This is a genomic window from Streptomyces sp. NPDC007095, from assembly GCF_040634475.1.
GTDB lineage: Bacteria > Actinomycetota > Actinomycetes > Streptomycetales > Streptomycetaceae > Streptomyces.
Window position 1 is genome coordinate 1 of record NZ_JBEYFS010000153.1, and the last position, 17404, is coordinate 17404.

Below are 17404 nucleotides of genomic sequence, written 5' to 3' on the forward strand. Positions count from 1 at the left end.
GAGCGGCGCGACGTGCGCTGGCGGCAGCGGCTGGCCGAGCACGTCGACGGGTACGAGGAGCCCGGGCGCCGGATCGGCCACCGCGACCACGAAGGACGACAAGGCCGGGCGACTTTCTGTTATCGGCCGGGTTCCACGGCGTCTCCTGTGCGTAGGCATCCCCGGGCACCGAGCGCTAAGGAACCACGTCAGTGACAGCACAGATCAGTCGCCGGAACATGCTGAAGATCGCCGGTGCGGCCGCGGGCGCCACCGTGGCCGGCACCACCCTCGCGGCGGCCCCGGCAACGGCGGCGGGCGGTGCCTTCGCGCACCCCGGGATGCTGCACACCCGGGCCGATCTGCACCGCATGGCGACCCAGGTGAAGGCCGGCGCGCAGCCCTACACGGCCGGCTTCGCCAGGCTGACGGCCAACCGGCATGCCCAGAGCACCTGGACGGCCAACCCCCAGGCGACCGTCTACCGCGGCTCGGGCACGCCCGAGAACTACGCCACCCTCTACAACGACATCCACGCCGCCTACCAGAACGCCCTGCGCTGGCACGTCACCGGCGACACCGCGCACGCCGACACCGCACGCGACATCCTCAACGCCTGGTCGGCCAGGCTGACCAGGCTCGACGGCAGCGCCGACCGGTTTCTCGCCTCGGGCCTCTACGGCTACCAGTTCGCCAACGCCGCCGAGCTCGTCCGCGGCCACGACGGCTTCGAACTGGCCCGGTTCCAGAAGATGATGCTCGACGTCTTCCACCCGCTGAGCGAGGACTTCCTCGCGCACCACAACGGCTCCTACATCACCAACTACTGGCCCAACTGGGACCTGACCAACATCGCCTCCGTCCTCGCGATCGGCATCCTGTGCGACGACCGGGCGAAGGTCGACCGGGCCGTCGAGTACTTCAAGCACGGCGCGGGAATGGGCTCCGTCAAGAACACCATCCCGGTCGTGTACGCCGACGGCCTCGCCGAATGGGTCGAGGCAGGCCGCGACCAGGGCCATGCCCTGCTGGGCGTCGGCCTGATGGGCACCATCTGCGAGATGGCCTGGAACCAGGGCGTCGACCTGTACGGCTACGACGACAGCCGCTTCCTCAAGGGCGCCCAGTACGTCGCCAAGTGGAGCCTGGGCGGAGACGTGCCCTACACCTCGTACACCCGTAGGAAGGGCGCACCCGGCATCTGGTCGGGCTCGGAGACCGCGTCCGCGGCGGCGGCCGTCGACCCGGCCATGGCCCGGCCGATCTGGGCCATGATCGCCAACCACTACACCGAGCGCCGGGGGCTGGACGCGCCGCACCTCACGAAGATCGCGGCCCGGTTCGCGCCCGAGGGGGGCGGCGGGGACTACGGCCCCAACAGCGGCGGCTACGACCAACTCGGCTTCGGCACACTGGCGTTCACCCGCCCCCGGGCCACCGCAGCCGAGGCGACGGCATCGCCGACGCCCACCACCAGTACGTCCGGTACGTCGCCCTCCGGCAGTACGTCCGCCACGCCCTCCGCCTCGGCGAGCCCCCTCGGCGGGAAGGGTGACGACCTGGCCGCCACCGGTTCCTCCGACCTGCCGGCCTGGACCGCCGCCACCGGCGTCGCCGCCCTCGCGGGCGGCTTCCTCCTGCTGCGCCGCCGCGACCGGGCCCGCCGCGACGCCGGGGAGTGACGGGCGAGCCAGTGACGGGCGGGCGGGCGTCCGCCTGTCGGTCGCGGTGCGCTCACGTACGCAGCAGCAGCTGGAACTCGAAGGCGTACCGCGAGGAACGGTAGATGTGGGTGCCGTACTCGACCGCGCGGCCGGTGTCGTCGTAGGCCGTGCGCTGCATGGTGAGCAGGGCGGCGCCCGCCGGTTCGTCCAGCCGCTCGGCCTCCTGCGGCGAGGCGGAGCGGGCGCCCACGGACTGGCGGGCGCTGTGCAGGGTGATGCCGACGGCACGCATCATGCGGTACAGGCCGGTCGACTCCAGCCGGGCGGTGTCGACGTCCAGCAGCCCTTCCGGGATGTAGTTGCACAGGGCCGCAACGGGCCGGTCGTGGGTGAGGCGCAGCCGCTCCACACGGTGCACCGTGCCGCCCTCGGCGATGCCCAGGGCCGCCGCGACCTCGGCGGACGCGGGCTCGACCGCGTTGTGCAGCACCTGGGTCGTGGGACGCTGTCCGGCGTTCTCCAGGTCGTCGTAGAGGCTGCTGAGCTCCAGCGGGCGTTTGACCTGGCTGTGCACCACCTGGGTGCCCACGCCCCGGCGGCGGACCAGGAACCCCTTGTCGACCAGGTTCTGGATGCCCTGACGGACGGTGGGGCGGGACAGGCCGAGGCGGCCCGCGAGCTCGACCTCGTTGCCCAGCAGGCTGCCCGGGCTCAGCACACCCCGCTGGATCGCGGCCTCCAGCTGTTGGGCGAGCTGGTAGTAGAGCGGTACGGGGCTGTTTCGGTCCAGCGCGAAGTCCAGGCCCACGGGCATGGCGGCCGCTGCTCGTGGGGATCGGGCGGTCCGGCGGACGGGAACCCTTGCCATCGCATCGTCCTGACGGTCGGTCCTGAGGACGGCCGGTGCGGGAAGCGAGGAGATCTGTCCCCGCACCGGCCGCCACTGCGAGTCAGGAGTGGCTGGGGAAGCCGAGGTTGATGCCCGCGTCGGCGGGGTCGGGCCATCGCGTGGTGATCACCTTGCCCTGGGTGTAGAAGGCGATGCCGTCATTGCCGTAGATGTGCAGGTCGCCGAAGAGGGAGTCCTTCCAGCCGCCGAAGGAGTGGTAGCCGACGGGCACCGGGATCGGCACATTGATGCCGACCATGCCCGCCTGGACCTCCAGCTGGAAGCGGCGGGCGGCGCCGCCGTCCCGGGTGAAGATCGCGGTGCCGTTGCCCCAGCGGGAGGCGTTGATGAGCTTGATGGCGTCGTCGTAGGTGTCGGCGCGCACCACGCACAGCACCGGGCCGAAGATCTCGTCCTTGTACGCGTCCGCCGTCACCGGGACCTTGTCGAGCAGCGAGACACCGAGGAAGAAGCCGTCCTCGTGACCGTCGACGGAGTAGCCGGTGCCGTCGACGACGACCTCGGCGCCCTGGGCCGCCGCGCCGGCGACGTACGACGCCACCTTGTCGCGGTGCTCGCGCGTGATCAGCGGACCCATCTCGGAGGCGGGGTCGTCACCGGGGCCGATGCGCAGGTTCTTCGCCCGCTCGGCGATCTTGCCGACCAGCTCGTCGCCGGTGTCGCCGACCGCGACCACGACCGAGACCGCCATGCAGCGCTCGCCGGCCGAGCCGTAGGCGGCGTTGATCGCCTGGTCGGCCGCGAAGTCCAGGTCGGCGTCGGGCAGGACGAGCATGTGGTTCTTGGCACCGCCAAGTGCCTGTACGCGCTTGTCGTGCTCGACGCCCTTGAGCTGGATGTACTTGGCGATGGGCGTGGAGCCGACGAAGGAGACCGCGACGACGTCCGGGTGCTCCAGGAGACGGTCCACCGCGACCTTGTCGCCCTGCACGATGTTCAGCACACCGTCCGGCAGCCCGGCCTCGGAGGCCAGCTCGGCGAGCCGGAAGGAGGCCGACGGGTCCTTCTCGCTCGGCTTGAGCACGAAGGCGTTGCCGCAGGCGATGGCGAGCGGGAACATCCACATCGGCACCATGGCCGGGAAGTTGAACGGCGTGATGCCGGCGACGACGCCCAGCGGCTGGCGGATCGAGGCGACGTCGACCCGGGTCGAGACCTGCGTGGACAGCTCGCCCTTGAGCTTCTCGGCGATGCCGCAGGCCAGCTCGACGATCTCCATGCCGCGGGCGACCTCGCCGAGCGCGTCCGAGTGCACCTTGCCGTGCTCGGCGGTGATCAGCTCGGCGATCTCGTCGCGGTGCGCGTCGAGGAGTTCGCGGTACTTGAAGAGGATCGCCGTACGCTTGGCGAGCGAGGCGCTGCCCCAACTCTCGTACGCCGACTTGGCGTTGGCGACGGCGGCGTCCACCTCGTCGACCGAGGCGAAGCCGACCTGCTTCTCCTGGGCGCCGGTGGCCGGGTTGTAGACGGGACCGAAGCGTCCGGAGGCGGACTCGACGGGCTTGCCGCCGATCCAGTGGGTGATGGTCTTCATGGTGCGGGGGCCTTTCGGTGGCGGGGCAGGCGAAGAGGTCGGGATCAGAGGTGACGGCGGCGGGCGGCGGCGTGGCCGTCGTACCGTTCACGGGCGGCCGACGCGGCGTCGCGGGAGGCGACTTCGGCGACGGGTACGTCCCACCAGGCCTCGGCCGGCGGTGCGGTGGGCGTCGGGTCGGTCTCGACGTAGACGCAGGTCGGCCGGTCCGAGGCGCGCGCGGCGGCCAGGGCGTCGCGCAGTTCCCCTACGGTCTTGGCGCGGATGACGTCCATGCCGAGGCTGGCGGCGTTGGCGGCGAGGTCCACCGGGAGCGGGGCCCCGGAGAACGTGCCGTCGGCGGCGCGGTACCGGTAGGCGGTGCCGAAGCGCTCGCCTCCGACCTCCTCGGAGAGGCCGCCGATGGAGGCGTAGCCGTGGTTCTGGATCAGGACCAGGTTGACGGGCAGGCCCTCCTGGACGGCGGTGACGATCTCGGTGGGCATCATCAGGTAGGTGCCGTCGCCGACCAGCGACCAGACGGGCGTGCCGGGGGCGGCCTGCTGGACGCCGATGCCGGCCGGGATCTCGTAGCCCATGCAGGAGTAGCCGTACTCCAGGTGGTACTGGCGCGGGCCGCGCGCCCGCCACAGCTTGTGCAGGTCACCGGGGAGCGAGCCGGCCGCGTTGATGACCACGTCGTCGTCGCCGACGACGGCGTCCAGGGCGCCGAGGACCTGCGTCTGGGTAGGTACGGCGGAGTCCTCCGCCCGGTAGGCGGCCTCGACGACCTCCTCCCAACGTGCCTTGCCCGCCCGGTACTCGGCCTCGTACGCCGAGTCGACCCGGTGACCGGACAGCCCCTCCGCCAGCGCCTCGAGAGCCGTCCGCGCGTCCGCGACCAGCGGCCGGGCGGCGAGCTTGTGGGCGTCGAAGGCGGTGATGTTGAGGTTGACGAAGCGGACGCCCGGCTGCTGGAACAGCGTGTTCGAGGCGGTGGTGAAGTCCGTGTAGCGGGTGCCGACCCCGATGATCAGGTCGGCGGTGCGGGCGATGTCGTCGCAGACCGCGGTGCCGGTGTGGCCGATGCCGCCGAGGTCGGCGGGGTGGTCGTGACGCAGCGAACCCTTGCCCGCCTGGGTGGAGGCGACCGGGATGCCGGTGGCGTCGACCAGGGCCTTGAGCGCTTCCTCGGCCTCGCTGTGGTGCACTCCCCCGCCGGCGACGATCAGTGGGCGCTCGGCGGCGCGGATCGCCCGTACGGCTTCGGCGAGTTCCAGCGGATCGGGGGCGGGACGGCGTACGCGCCAGACGCGCTCGGCGAAGAACTCCTCCGGCCAGTCGTACGCCTCCGCCTGCACGTCCTGCGGCAGGGCGAGGGTGACGGCACCGGTGTCGGCCGGGTCGGCCAGCACCCGCATCGCGTTCAGCGCGGCCGGGATCAGCATCTCCGGGCGGGTGATCCGGTCGAAACAGCGGGAGACCGGGCGCAGTGTGTCGTTGACGGAGACGTCGGCCTCGACGGGGTGTTCCAGCTGCTGGAGCAGGGGGTCGGCGGAGCGCGTCGCGAAGTAGTCGCCGGGCAGCAGCAGTACGGGCAGGCGGTTGATCGTCGCGAGGGCGGCGCCGGTGACGAGGTTGGTGGCGCCGGGGCCGATGGACGTGGTCACGGCCTGCGCGGAGAGGCGGTTGAGCTGGCGGGCGTAGCCGACCGCCGCGTGCACCATTGACTGTTCGTTGCGGCCCTGGTGGAAGGGCATGGTGTCCTCACCGGCCTCCAGGAGGGCCTGGCCGATGCCCGCCACATTGCCGTGGCCGAAGATGCCCCAGGTGCCGGCGATCAGCCGGTGGCGTACGCCGTCGCGCTCGCTGTACTGCGCGGACAGGAAGCGCACCAGCGCCTGGGCTGTCGTCAGGCGACGGGTGGTGGTGCTCATCAGGACCTCTCGGGTGCGGTGTAGAGGGGCAGGCGGGGGTCGACCGGCCGCTCCGGCCAGGTGTCACGGATCCAGGCGTGGTCGGGGTGGTCGCAGATCAGCCAGGCGCGGTCGGTGCCGGGGCCGGCCATGACGTTGAGGTAGTACATGTCGTGGCCGGGCACGGCCATGGACGGCCCGTGCCAGCCGTCGGGGATGAGGACGATGTCGCCGTCGCGCACTTCGGCCAGCACATCGGTGTTGGCGCCGTGGCCCGAGGGCGAGACGCGCTGGTAGCCGAGGCCGGGTGTGCCCTCGTGGGGGGCGAACTCGAAGTAGTAGATCTCCTCGAGTTCGGACTCCTCGCCGGGCCGGTGTTCGTCGTGCTTGTGCGGCGGGAAGGAGGACCAGTTGCCACCGGGGGTGATCACCTCGACGGCGATCAGCTTGTCGCACTCGAAGACCCCTGCCGCGCCGAAGTTGTTGACCTGACGGGAGCAGGAGCCGGTGCCGCGCAGTTCGACCGGGACGGAGGAAGCGGGCCCGTAGCGGGCGGGCAGCCGGCGGGGGCAGCGGGCGCCGGTGAGCGCGAACCGGCCGCCGTCGCGCGAGGCGATCGAGACCTGGGCGTCGCGGGGCACGTACGCGAAGTCGCTCACCCCGCTGAAGACGCTCTCGCGCCCGGCGAGCCGAAACGTATCGCCGCCGACCGCGACGGTGCAGCCGCCCGAGAGCGGGAGCACGATCCACTCGCTGTCGCCGGTGTCGAAGGCGTGCCAGCCGCCGGCGGGCAGTTCGAGCACCCGCAGGCTGGAGTGGCCCCAGCCGGCCGACTCGGGAGTGACGTCCACGGCGTAGACGTCGGCGGCGGCCTTGCCCGCGGGCAGATGGTGCGTGGTGGTCATCGGGAGGGGCTCCTCTACGGGAATCAGAGCGGGCCTTCGGGAGGTGGCGAGTCGGCGCGGGCGGGGTGGGAGTCAGAGCAGGCCGACCGCGGTGTCCACCGCGGTCTCCACGCTGCCCTCGGCGGGGTAGAGCAGCGAGCGGCCCACGACCATGCCCTGGACGGTGGGCAGCCGCAGGGCCTTGCGCCATCTCTCGTACGCGCCCTCCTGGTCGCCGCCGACCTCGCCGCCGAGCAGTACGGCGGGCAGGGTGGAGGCCTCCAGCACCTCGGCCATGTCGTCGGGGTCGTCGGTGACCGGGAGCTTGAGCCAGGTGTAGGCCGAGGTGCCACCGAGGCCGGAGGCGATGGCGATGGACCGGGTGACGGCCTCGGCGCTCAGGTCGTTGCGGACCTTGCCGTCCACCCGGCGGGATATGAACGGCTCGACGAACAGCGGCAGTCGGCGGGCGGCCATGTCGTCGATGGCGCGCGCGGTGGTCTGCAGGGTCTCCAGGGAGCCCGGGTCGTCGTAGTCGATGCGCACCAGCAGCTTTCCGGCGTCGAAGCGGAGCCGCTCGATGTCCTCGGCGCGGTGGCCGGTGAAGCGGTCGTCCATCTCGAAGGACGCGCCGGACAGGCCGCCGCGGTTCATGGAGCCCATCACGACCTTGTTCTCCAGAACGCCCAGGAGCAGCAGGTCCTCCAGGATGTCGGCGGTGGCGAGCACCCCGTCCACCCCGGGCCGGGCCAGCGCGACGCAGAGGCGTTCGAGGAGGTCGGCGCGGTTGGCCATGGCCAGGCGGTGCTCGCCGACCCCCAGCGCGCCGCGCGCGGGGTGGTCCGCGGCCACGATCATCAGGCGGCCGCTGTCGCCGATCAGCGGGCGGCGGACCCGGCGGGCGGCCGCTTCGGCGATGGCCTCCGGATGCCGGGCGCGCACCGTGGCGAGGTCGGGGATGCTGATGCTCAAGACAGGCTCCGTTCAGGGGGTGGCGTCGGTCAGCCGCGCGTCAGGAGGTCCTCGACCTCGGACTCGGTGGGCATCGCGGAGGAGCAGGCGAGACGGGAGGCGACGAGCGCGCCGGCCGCGTTGGCGTACCGGATGGTCTTCTCCAGCTCCCAGCCGGACAGCAGACCGTGGCAGAGCGAGCCGCCGAACGCGTCTCCGGCGCCGAGGCCGTTGACGACCTCCACCGGGACCGGCGGGACCTCGGCGACGGTGCCGTCGCGGTGGACGGCCAGGACTCCCTTGGGGCCCTGTTTGACGACGGCGAGTTCCACACCGGCCGCCAGCAGGGCTTCGGCGCACGCGCGGGGTTCGCGTACGCCGGTGGCGATCTCGCACTCGTCGAGGTTGCCGACGGCGACGGTGGCGTGGCGCAGCGCCTCGGCGTAGTACGGGCGTGCCTCGTCCGGGTCCGTCCAGAACATGGGCCGCCAGTCGAGGTCGAAGACGGTGGTGCCGGACTTGGCACGCGCCTTCAGCGCGGCGAGAGTGGCGGAGCGGCTGGGCTCCTCGCTCAGGCCGGTGCCGGTGATCCAGAAGATGCGGGCCGCGCGGATGGCGAAGAAGTCCAGCTCGTCGGTCCGGATCTCCAGGTCGGGTGCCTTGGGCCGCCGGTAGAAGTAGAGCGGGAAGTCGTCCGGCGGGAAGATCTCGCAGAACGTGATCGGCGTGGGGTAGGCGTCGACGGGCGTGACCCAGCGGTCGTCGACGCCGAACTCCTTGAGCGCCTGGTGGAGATAGATGCCGAAGGGGTCCTGTCCGGTGCGGGTGATCACCGCGGTGGAGCGGCCCAGGCGGGCGGCGGCCACCGCGACGTTGGCCGCCGAGCCGCCGAGGAACTTCCCGAAGGACTCGACCTGCGCGAGCGGCACACCCGTCTGCAGGGGATACAGATCGACGCCGATGCGTCCCATGGTGATGACGTCGAGGGATTCGGCGTCGAAGGATTCAGCGGACTCAGGCATGCGTGACGCTCCTGATGCGTGGGATGCGGGCAACGGGGCGCCCGGTGCCTCTTAGGTGTAGGACCCATGACCCTCCCCTGTCAAGACTTTGTACTGACATTCGGACCTGCTCAGGAAATGATGTCTTAACAAAGTATTGACAGGGGGGTGTGTCAGGGACTTGTATCCCGTCCCAACGAAGCAGCCGCGTCACCCGCATCGACCCGGACGTCCTGTCCGAGCCCCGCACGGGCCCAGCGCCCCGGCGCCGTCCCGTTCCCTTTCCCCTGTCGCACAGTGAGGTGCTGGAAAGATGGACCGCACGTTTCACCCCCGTACCCGCAGAATCGCCCCGCTCGTCGCGACCGCAGCGGCATCCGTGCTGCTCATAGCCGGCTGCTCCAGCAGCTCTGGCGGAAAGAAGTCCGAGGAGAGCGGGGCGGCGGTGTCGGCCGGCAAGGCCGGCACGCCCCGCATGACGGTCGCGCTGGTCACCCACCAGGCACCCGGCGACACGTTCTGGGACATCGTCCGCAAGGGCGCCGAGGCCGCGGCCGCCAAGGACAACGTCAAGCTGATCTACTCCGCCGACCCGAACGCGGGCAACCAGGCCAACCTGGTCCAGAACGCCATCGACCAGAAGGTCGACGGCATCGCGATCACCCTCGCCAAGCCGGACGCCATGAAGGACGTCGTGAGCAAGGCGACGTCGGCCAAGATCCCGGTGGTCGGCCTCAACTCGGGCGTCAGCGACTGGCAGAAGCTGGGCCTGATGGAGTTCTTCGGCCAGGACGAGACGGTGGCGGGCGAGGCGCTCGGCAAGAGGCTGAACTCGGAGGGCGCGAAGAAGGCCGTCTGTGTGATCCAGGAGCAGGGCAACATCGGACTCACCCAGCGCTGCGACGGCGTGAAGAAGACCTTCAGCGGCAAGACGGAGACGCTGTACGTCAACGGCACCGACATGCCGTCCGTGAAGTCGACGATCACCGCCAAGCTCAAGCAGGACAGCGCCATCGACTACGTGGTCACCCTCGGCGCCCCGTACGCCCTGACCGCGGTGCAGTCGGTGGGCGACGCCGGCAGCAAGGCGAAGATCGCCACGTTCGACCTCAACAAGGACCTGACCGGCGCCATCAGCAAGGGCACGATCCAGTTCGCGGTCGACCAGCAGCCGTACCTGCAGGGCTACCTGGCCGTCGACTCGCTGTGGCTCTACAAGACGAACGGCAACTACAGCGGCGGCGGGGAGCAGCCGATCCTGACGGGCCCGGCCTTCGTCGACAAGTCCAACGTCGACGCCGTCGCCCAGTTCGCCGCGAAGGGCACCCGGTGATGAGCATGGCCCAGCAGGCTGAGCCGGCGGTGACCACACCGCCGGCCCCCGGCCCCAAGGAGACCGACGGCCGGACCGCCCAGCGCTCCCTGACGCTGCGGCTGCTCGCCCGCCCCGAGGTCGGCGTCTTCCTCGGCGCCGTGGCGGTGTTCGTCTTCTTCCTGATCGCCGCGCCGTCGGTACGCTCGGGCAGTTCGATGGCGACGGTGCTCTACCAGTCGTCGACGATCGGGATCATGGCACTGCCCGTGGCCCTGCTGATGATCGGCGGCGAGTTCGACCTCTCGGCCGGCGTCGCCGTGATCACCTCGGCGCTCACCGCGAGCATGGTCAGCTACCAACTGACCATGAACGTCTGGGTTGGCGTGATCGTCGCGCTCATCGTCTCGCTGGCGGTCGGCGCGTTCAACGGCTGGATGATGGTCCGCACCGGGCTACCAAGCTTCCTGGTCACGCTCGGCACCTTCCTGATCCTGCAAGGCGTCAACCTCGCGGTGACCAAGCTGATCACCGGCAACGTCGCGACCGACGACATCAGCACCATGGACGGCTTCGACCAGGCCAAGAAGGTCTTCGCGTCCTCCTTCGACGTCGGCGGCGTCCAGGTGAAGATCACCATCGTGTGGTGGCTGGTCTTCGCCGCGATCGCCACCTGGGTACTGCTGCGCACCAAGTACGGCAACTGGATCTTCGCAGTCGGCGGCAACCAGGACAGCGCCCGCGCCGTCGGCGTACCGGTCACCTTCACCAAGATCACGCTGTTCATGCTGGTCGGCTTCGGCGCCTGGTTCATCGGCATGCACCAGCTGTTCTCCTTCAACACCGTGCAGTCCGGCGAGGGCGTCGGCCAGGAACTCATCTACATCGCCGCGGCGGTGATCGGCGGCTGTCTGCTGACCGGCGGCTACGGCTCCGCGATCGGACCGGTCTTCGGCGCCTTCATGTTCGGCATGGTCAACCAGGGCATCGTGTACGCGGGCTGGAACCCCGACTGGTTCAAGGCCTTCCTCGGCGTGATGCTGCTCGGCGCCACGCTCATCAATCTGTGGGTCCGCCGCGCGGCGACCCGGAGGTGAACCGACCCATGACAACCAACGGATCCGGACCCGCCGGCGCCATCCTCCCGGACGCTCCGCCCGAGGACGGCACCGCCCCGACCGTCGAACTGCGCAGCGCCGGGAAGGCCTACGGCAACATCCGTGCCCTGCACGGAGTCTCCCTCGCCGTCCACCCCGGCCAGGTGACCTGCGTCCTCGGCGACAACGGCGCAGGCAAGTCCACCCTCATCAAAATCATCTCCGGCCTGCACCAGCACACCGAGGGCGAATTCCTCGTCGACGGCACCCCGGTACGCTTCTCCACCCCGCGCGAAGCCCTCGACAAGGGCATCGCCACCGTCTACCAGGACCTCGCCACCGTCCCCCTCATGCCGGTCTGGCGCAACTTCTTCCTCGGCTCCGAGATGACCAAGGGCCCCTGGCCGATCCAGCGCCTCGACATCGACCGCATGAAGAAGACCGCGGACGAGGAACTGCGCAACATGGGCATCGTCCTCGACGACCTCGACCAGCCCATCGGCACCCTCTCCGGCGGCCAACGCCAGTCGGTGGCCATCGCCCGCGCCGTCTACTTCGGCGCCCGCGTCCTCATCCTCGACGAACCCACCGCCGCCCTCGGCGTCAAACAGTCCGGCGTCGTCCTGAAGTACATCGCCGCCGCCCGCGACCGCGGCCTGGGCGTCATCTTCATCACCCACAACCCGCACCACGCCTACATGGTCGGCGACCACTTCAGCGTCCTGCGCCTCGGCACCATGGAACTCAGCGCCGCCCGCAGCGAGGTCAGTCTGGAGGAGCTGACCAACCACATGGCCGGCGGCGCCGAACTCGCCGCGCTCAAGCACGAACTGGCCCAGGTACGCGGCGTCGACGTCGAGGAACTCCCCGAAGCCGAGGACCTCAAAGCACCCGTGGCGGCCACTCCCGAAGGGACCTCCTGACATGACCGCTCACCTGGACCGCATCCGGGTCGGCTCCGCACCGGACTCCTGGGGCGTCTGGTTCCCCGACGATCCCCAGCAGGTGCCCTGGGAACGCTTCCTGGACGAGGTGTCGGAGGCCGGCTACTCCTGGATCGAACTCGGCCCCTACGGCTATCTGCCGAGCGACCCGGCCCGGCTCACCGCAGAGATCGACAAGCGCGACCTGAAGGTGTCGGCCGGTACGGTCTTCACCGGGCTGCATCGCGGACCGTCCGTCTGGGACTCCACCTGGGCACACGTCAGCGAGGTCGCCGCGCTCACCCAGGCCATGGGCGCGAAGCATCTGGTGGTCATCCCCTCCTTCTGGCGCGACGACAAGACCGCCGAGATCATCGAGCCGCCTGAGCTGACCGCCGAGCAGTGGGCCCACCTGACCAAGGGCATGGAGCGACTGGGCCACGAGGTCAAGGAGACCTACGGCCTCGACATCGTCGTCCACCCGCACGCGGACACGCACATCGACACCGAGGACCACGTCGAGCGCTTCCTCGACTCGACCGACTCCGACCTGGTCAACCTGTGCCTGGACACCGGGCACTACGCCTACTGCGGCGGCGACAGCGTCAAGCTCATCGAGACGTACGGCGAGCGCATCGGCTATCTGCACCTCAAGCAGGTCGACCCGGCGATCCTCGCCGACGTCGTCAAGAACGAGGTGCCGTTCGGTCCCGCCGTGCAGCGCGGTGTGATGTGCGAACCCCCGTCCGGCGTACCGGAGTTGGAGCCGGTGCTGGTGGCCGCCCAGCGCCTGGGCGTGGAGCTGTTCGCCATCGTCGAGCAGGACATGTACCCCTGCGAGCCGGACAAGCCGCTCCCGATCGCCGTACGGACCCGCAAGTTCCTGCGCTCCTGCGGCGCCTGACCCGTCCGGCGCCCCCGCCCGCATCCGCTCGCACCCGGATGCCCGCTCCGTGAGGCGGCCTCGTCAGCCCGATGAGGCCGCCTCAGGCGTGCAGGGATGTCGTCTGGATCGCCCCCTAAGGCCTGTCCGGCGGATCATGCCGCAGACGCGGGGCTTGGCACGCACATCTGCGGCGTTGTCGTCGGTCGCCGACGCTCCGCTTCGACTCCCTCCTCCGCCTTGCACCTGCACGCACCAAACCCCGCTCACCAGCGTTCATGAGGGACCGCCCGATTCCTGCGACTTGATCCGCCGGACAGGCCCTAGCCGAGAATGCCCTTGATCTCCAGGTAGTCGTGGAAGCCGAACTCGCCCCACTCCCGGCCATTGCCGCTCTTCTTGTACCCGCCGAACGGACAGCCGAAGTCGAACGCGTCGTTGATCGCCACCCATCCCGCCCGGATGCGACGCGCCACGGCACGCGCCTTCTCCAGGTCCGCACCCGCCACATAGCCGGCGAGGCCGTACTCCGTGTCGTTCGCGATCTCGACGGCGTGGTCGACGCTGTCGTAGCCGAGGATCGTCACCACCGGCCCGAAGATCTCCTCGCGGGCGACGGTCATGCCGTTCGTGACCCGGGCGAAGACGGTGGGCTTCACGTAGTAGCCCTTCTCCAGCCCGTCCGGGCGTCCCGTGCCGCCGGCCACCAGGGTGGCGCCCTCGTCGATGCCCTTCCGGATCAGCGACTGGATCTTCTCGAACTGGGCCTCCGAAACCACCGGCCCCATCACGAAGTCGCCATGGGGGTCGCCCACGGTGATCCCGGACGCGGTCTCCTGAGCGATGGTGATGGCTTCGTCCATACGGGCGGCGGGGACGAGCATCCGGGAGGGCGCGCTGCACGTCTGCCCGGAGTTGCCCATCATGTTGGCCACGCCCTTGCCGACGTTCTCGGCGAAGTCCTCGTCGTCGAGAACGATGTTCGGGCTCTTGCCGCCCAGTTCCTGGGTCACCCTCTTCACCGTGGGCGCCGCGTTCCTCGCGATGTCGATGCCCGCGCGCGTCGAACCGGTGAACGAGATCATGTCGACGTCCGCGTGGCCGGCGAGCGGCACCCCCACGCCGGGGCCGTCGCCCTGGACGAGATTGAACACACCGGCGGGAACGCCCGCGGCATCCAGGATCTCGGCGAAGATCTGCCCGGTGAAGGGCGACTTCTCCGACGGCTTGAGCACCATGGTGCAGCCGGTCGCCAGCGCCGGGAACACCTTCACGGCCATCTGGTTCATGGGCCAGTTCCACGGGGTGATCAGCCCACAGACGCCGATCGGCTCCTTCACGACCAGTGTCGCTCCGCGCCGCTCCTCGAACACGAAGTCCTTCAGCACCGCGATCGCCGTGGTCAGGTGACCGGCTCCGAGGCCCACTTGGAAGCCGCCCGCGAGCGCGGCCGGCGCGCCCATTTCCTCGGTCAGCGCCGCGGCGAGGTCACCGGCCCGCTTCTGGTACACGTCGAGGACGTTCTGGAGTACCTCGACCCGCTCCTCGCCCGTGGTCGTCGACCAGCCGGGGAAGGCCCGCCGGGCCGCCGCGACCGCCCGGTCGACGTCGGCCGCCGATCCTTGGGCCACCTTGCCGCAGACCTCCTCGGTCGCGGGATTCACAACCTCGAAGGTCTCCGTTCCGACCGGATCGGTCCACTGGCCGCCGATGTAGAACTTCGCATACTCCCGCATGGTCACTGCGTCCCTTCCGCGTACCAGGTCCGGAACTCGTCGTAACTCGGCATCTCTTCCGAATTCGCCTTGGGGTCGACCGCGACGTGCACGACTCCCGGCCTGCCACTGGCGTAGGCGCGCTTGATGGCGGGGGCGATGTCCTCGTCGCGTTCGACGTACTCGCCGTGGCAGCCGAAGCCTTCGGCGACCTTGTCCAGGCGCGTGCTCTTGCTCCAGTGCACGCCCGTCTCCAGCGACCCCTGGCCGAAGGTGCGTTTGTAGACGCCCACTTCGAGGCCCCAGGCGTAGTCGACGCCGACGACGCAGACGAGCGGCAGGTTCAGCCGCGCGGCCGTTTCCAGTTCGGCGATGTGGAACTGGAACGACGAGTCCCCGGTGATCAGCATCAGGGGCCGCTTGCCGCCCTCCGCCACCGAGGCCCCGATCGCGTAGGGAAGTCCCGTGCCCAGGTGGCCGAAGTTCTGGTTCCACATCACGTCATGGGGCTTGGCCTGCGAGTACGTCCAGCCGAAGATGGTCGTGGCGCCGCCGTCGCGGACCATGATGCCGTCCTTCGGGAAGACCTTGGTCGCCTCGACGATCAGCCGTGCGGGATGCACGGGTGACATGCCGGAGGGAGCCGTCTCCGCGAGCTCCGCCAGTTGGGCCGCGTCCTGTTTGATCCAGCCCGCGAGCTGCGGAGTCGCAGTGCGCGGTGTGTCCTCGATCGCGTCGACGAGCTGCGGGACGACCGCCCGCAGGTCGCCCACCAGTGGGACGTCGACCGAGCGGTTCACGCCTATGGCCTGGGGATCCTGCTCGACGAGGATCCACCTGCGGTTCGCCTCGTTCGCGACCCAGTGCCGCCCGCGTCCGTAGTGGACCGGCTCACCGAGTTCGGTGCCGATGGCCAGACACAGGTCGGACTTCACCACGGCGTCGATCGCCGCCGCCGAGAAGCCGTAGGGGAACGTACGGTCCTCGAGTCCCGCGATGTACGAAGTGCCGCCCGACGTCTGGATGACGGGGCAGGCCATGGCGTCGGCCAGCGCCCTGACCGACTCCCCCGCACGGGAGGTGTGCACCCCGTGCCCCACGAGGAGAATCGGCTGCTTGGCCGCGCGGATGAACGCGACGGCCTCGGCGACCTTGTCCGGACCGGCCGTCTGACCGACCAGGCGATAGGCCTCGGGCGGCAAAGCCGGGGGTACGTCGAGGTCTTCCCGGATCACATGGGAGGGGTATTCGATGTAGACCGGGCCCGGCGTCCCCGACAGTGCCTTGCGCAGGCCCTCACGGATCACCTCGTCGGTCTGGTCGGCGTACTCGATGCTGGCGGAGTACTTGACCGAGGGCTCGAACAGGGCCGCCTGCTTGACGAACTGGATGCGTCCGCGGCGCACCCGTTGTTCCGTGATCCGTGCGCGCTGGCCACCCAGGAAGACGACCGGTGAGTTCTCGACCTTGGCGCACATCATGGCGCCGGCCAGGTTGGCGACCCCCGGGCCCAGCGTGCCGATGCACACCGCGGCCTTTCCGGTCATGCGCGAGACAGCCTCCGCCATGAAACCGGCGGACTCCTCGTGGTGCGGGGCGACCACGTTCCACCCGCGTTCCTCCGCAAGGTGGAACATGTGGACGAAGTTCGGGTCGGGTATGCCGAAGATGGTGTTGATGCCCTCGGCCTCGAAGAGTTCGAGAATGCGTGCAAAGACTTTCGTCACCGTGTTACCCCTTCACTGTGCCTGGCCATCGCGAAGCTGTTGCGGATGTGGTCGACGTGGGCCGAGGGGACGACGGGCAGGATCCAGGGGTCTTTCGTGTCGCGGATGGCGGCGAGCTCCTCGCCGACCTGCTCGATCGACCATGCGGGCCGGTACACGCCCGGGGTCTCGCCCACGAAGGCCCGCGCCACCCGGCCGGCGATCGACACCAGCATTTCCCCGGTGACCGAGCAGGACTCGTGGGCCAGCCAGCCCACGACCGGAGCCGTCAGCTCGGGTCCCATCGGCGGACAGGCAGAGGTATCGATGCCCTCGGCCATCCTCGTCACGGCGCCGGGGACGATGATGTTGCACTTCACGCCCGCGGCGGCGCCCTCCAGGGCGACCACGTTGGACAGCCCGATCATCCCGGCCTTGGCCATGCCGTAGTTGGCGACGCGGTGGTTGCCGTACAGCCCGCCGATCGACGAGGTCAGCACGACGCGGCCGTAACCCGCCTCGCGCATCAGCGGGAACGCGGGCCGTACGACGTGGAAGGCGCCCCGCAGATGGACGTCCAGGACGGCGTCGAAGTCCTCGTACGTCATCTCGGTCAGCGGCGCCGCACGGACGATGCCCGCGTTGTGGACGAGGACGTCGATCCGGCCGTAGTGGTCGAGCGCGGACTCGACGATCGCCCGGCCGCCCTCGGCCGTGGCCACGGACTCGGCGCACGCGACGGCCTCACCGCCGGCTGCCGTGATCTCCCGGACCACCTCGTCCGCGGGACCGGTGTCACCGCCGGCCCCGGTCAGGCTCCCGCCGGGGTCGTTGACGACGACCTTCGCTCCCTTCGAGCCGAGCAGCAGGGCGTAGGCGCGCCCCAGCCCCCGGCCGGCGCCGGTGATCACGGCTACGCGGTCGTCGAATCTGATTTCGGGCATGAGGTG

The 17404-nt window shown here is 70.1% G+C and carries 14 protein-coding genes; 5 read left to right on the forward strand and 9 right to left on the reverse strand.

Annotation, left to right across the window (positions count from 1 at the left end; translation table 11 throughout):
* The first annotated feature begins 218 nt into the window (after positions 1 to 218).
* Complete coding sequence (locus ABZ656_RS38795; protein WP_360274673.1) at positions 219 to 1661, forward strand: alginate lyase family protein; 1443 nt, start codon at positions 219 to 221, stop codon at positions 1659 to 1661.
* A gap of 52 nt (positions 1662 to 1713) precedes the next feature.
* On the opposite strand, the gene ABZ656_RS38800 is transcribed toward ABZ656_RS38795, so the two are convergent.
* From ABZ656_RS38800 to iolC, 6 genes are all read right to left on the reverse strand, one after another.
* Positions 1714 to 2457, reverse strand: a complete 744-nt coding sequence (locus ABZ656_RS38800) for a GntR family transcriptional regulator (protein ID WP_101407322.1) — start codon at positions 2455 to 2457, stop codon at positions 1714 to 1716.
* Positions 2458 to 2593: 136 nt separating this feature from the next.
* Complete coding sequence (locus ABZ656_RS38805; RefSeq protein ID WP_099924461.1) at positions 2594 to 4087, reverse strand: CoA-acylating methylmalonate-semialdehyde dehydrogenase; 1494 nt, start codon at positions 4085 to 4087, stop codon at positions 2594 to 2596.
* A gap of 44 nt (positions 4088 to 4131) precedes the next feature.
* Positions 4132 to 6003 carry a 3D-(3,5/4)-trihydroxycyclohexane-1,2-dione acylhydrolase (decyclizing) gene (gene iolD / locus ABZ656_RS38810; RefSeq protein WP_360274640.1) on the reverse strand — a complete coding sequence of 624 codons (1872 nt, stop codon included), beginning with the start codon at positions 6001 to 6003 and terminating at the stop codon, positions 4132 to 4134.
* The gene (iolB, locus tag ABZ656_RS38815; protein WP_360274643.1) at positions 6003 to 6887 is read right to left on the reverse strand and encodes a 5-deoxy-glucuronate isomerase; all 885 of its coding nucleotides are present in this window, start codon (positions 6885 to 6887) and stop codon (positions 6003 to 6005) included. The genes iolD and iolB overlap by 1 nt, the downstream gene beginning before the upstream one ends.
* A gap of 72 nt (positions 6888 to 6959) precedes the next feature.
* On the reverse strand, positions 6960 to 7838 hold the full coding sequence (locus tag ABZ656_RS38820; RefSeq protein ID WP_101407325.1) for a deoxyribose-phosphate aldolase: 879 nt from the start codon (positions 7836 to 7838) through the stop codon (positions 6960 to 6962).
* A gap of 29 nt (positions 7839 to 7867) precedes the next feature.
* On the reverse strand, positions 7868 to 8839 hold the full coding sequence (iolC, locus tag ABZ656_RS38825; protein WP_360274646.1) for a 5-dehydro-2-deoxygluconokinase: 972 nt from the start codon (positions 8837 to 8839) through the stop codon (positions 7868 to 7870).
* Between the two features lie 292 nt (positions 8840 to 9131).
* On the opposite strand from iolC, the gene ABZ656_RS38830 reads away from it, so the two are divergent.
* Genes ABZ656_RS38830 through ABZ656_RS38845 form a run of 4 tightly spaced genes read left to right on the forward strand, consistent with a single transcriptional unit; the run spans position 9132 to position 13054 of the window.
* On the forward strand, positions 9132 to 10151 hold the full coding sequence (locus tag ABZ656_RS38830; RefSeq protein ID WP_101407327.1) for a sugar ABC transporter substrate-binding protein: 1020 nt from the start codon (positions 9132 to 9134) through the stop codon (positions 10149 to 10151).
* A complete protein-coding gene (locus tag ABZ656_RS38835; protein ID WP_101407328.1) occupies positions 10151 to 11227 on the forward strand; it encodes an ABC transporter permease in 1077 nt (358 codons plus the stop codon). The genes ABZ656_RS38830 and ABZ656_RS38835 overlap by 1 nt, the downstream gene beginning before the upstream one ends.
* A gap of 8 nt (positions 11228 to 11235) precedes the next feature.
* Entirely contained in the window at positions 11236 to 12150 is a 915-nt protein-coding gene (locus ABZ656_RS38840) for an ATP-binding cassette domain-containing protein (protein WP_101408415.1), read from the forward strand.
* A 1-nt stretch (position 12151) separates the two neighbouring features.
* Complete coding sequence (locus tag ABZ656_RS38845; protein WP_101407329.1) at positions 12152 to 13054, forward strand: sugar phosphate isomerase/epimerase; 903 nt, start codon at positions 12152 to 12154, stop codon at positions 13052 to 13054.
* Between the two features lie 302 nt (positions 13055 to 13356).
* Here the strand turns inward: ABZ656_RS38845 and ABZ656_RS38850 are convergent, their stop codons facing one another.
* Genes ABZ656_RS38850 through ABZ656_RS38860 form a run of 3 tightly spaced genes read right to left on the reverse strand, consistent with a single transcriptional unit; the run spans position 13357 to position 17398 of the window.
* A complete protein-coding gene (locus tag ABZ656_RS38850; RefSeq protein WP_360274651.1) occupies positions 13357 to 14769 on the reverse strand; it encodes an aldehyde dehydrogenase family protein in 1413 nt (470 codons plus the stop codon).
* Positions 14770 to 14771: 2 nt separating this feature from the next.
* Positions 14772 to 16475: a thiamine pyrophosphate-binding protein gene (locus tag ABZ656_RS38855; RefSeq protein WP_101407332.1), complete on the reverse strand. Its 1704-nt coding sequence runs from the start codon at positions 16473 to 16475 to the stop codon at positions 14772 to 14774.
* Entirely contained in the window at positions 16472 to 17398 is a 927-nt protein-coding gene (locus ABZ656_RS38860; RefSeq protein ID WP_101407333.1) for an SDR family NAD(P)-dependent oxidoreductase, read from the reverse strand. The genes ABZ656_RS38855 and ABZ656_RS38860 overlap by 4 nt, the downstream gene beginning before the upstream one ends.
* Between the last annotated feature and the right edge of the window lie 6 nt (positions 17399 to 17404).

What these genes read in the sequence shown, in the direction of transcription:
- ABZ656_RS38795 (WP_360274673.1), top strand. Translation starts at nt 219, where the DNA reads ATGCTGAAGATCGCCGGTGCGGCCGCGGGCGCCACCGTGGCCGGCACC.
- ABZ656_RS38800 (WP_101407322.1), bottom strand. Translation starts at nt 2,457, where the DNA reads ATGCCCGTGGGCCTGGACTTCGCGCTGGACCGAAACAGCCCCGTACCG.
- ABZ656_RS38805 (WP_099924461.1), bottom strand. Translation starts at nt 4,087, where the DNA reads ATGAAGACCATCACCCACTGGATCGGCGGCAAGCCCGTCGAGTCCGCC.
- iolD (WP_360274640.1), bottom strand. Translation starts at nt 6,003, where the DNA reads ATGAGCACCACCACCCGTCGCCTGACGACAGCCCAGGCGCTGGTGCGC.
- iolB (WP_360274643.1), bottom strand. Translation starts at nt 6,887, where the DNA reads ATGACCACCACGCACCATCTGCCCGCGGGCAAGGCCGCCGCCGACGTC.
- iolC (WP_360274646.1), bottom strand. Translation starts at nt 8,839, where the DNA reads ATGCCTGAGTCCGCTGAATCCTTCGACGCCGAATCCCTCGACGTCATC.
- ABZ656_RS38830 (WP_101407327.1), top strand. Translation starts at nt 9,132, where the DNA reads ATGGACCGCACGTTTCACCCCCGTACCCGCAGAATCGCCCCGCTCGTC.
- ABZ656_RS38835 (WP_101407328.1), top strand. Translation starts at nt 10,151, where the DNA reads ATGAGCATGGCCCAGCAGGCTGAGCCGGCGGTGACCACACCGCCGGCC.
- ABZ656_RS38840 (WP_101408415.1), top strand. Translation starts at nt 11,236, where the DNA reads ATGACAACCAACGGATCCGGACCCGCCGGCGCCATCCTCCCGGACGCT.
- ABZ656_RS38845 (WP_101407329.1), top strand. Translation starts at nt 12,152, where the DNA reads ATGACCGCTCACCTGGACCGCATCCGGGTCGGCTCCGCACCGGACTCC.
- ABZ656_RS38850 (WP_360274651.1), bottom strand. Translation starts at nt 14,769, where the DNA reads ATGCGGGAGTATGCGAAGTTCTACATCGGCGGCCAGTGGACCGATCCG.
- ABZ656_RS38860 (WP_101407333.1), bottom strand. Translation starts at nt 17,398, where the DNA reads ATGCCCGAAATCAGATTCGACGACCGCGTAGCCGTGATCACCGGCGCC.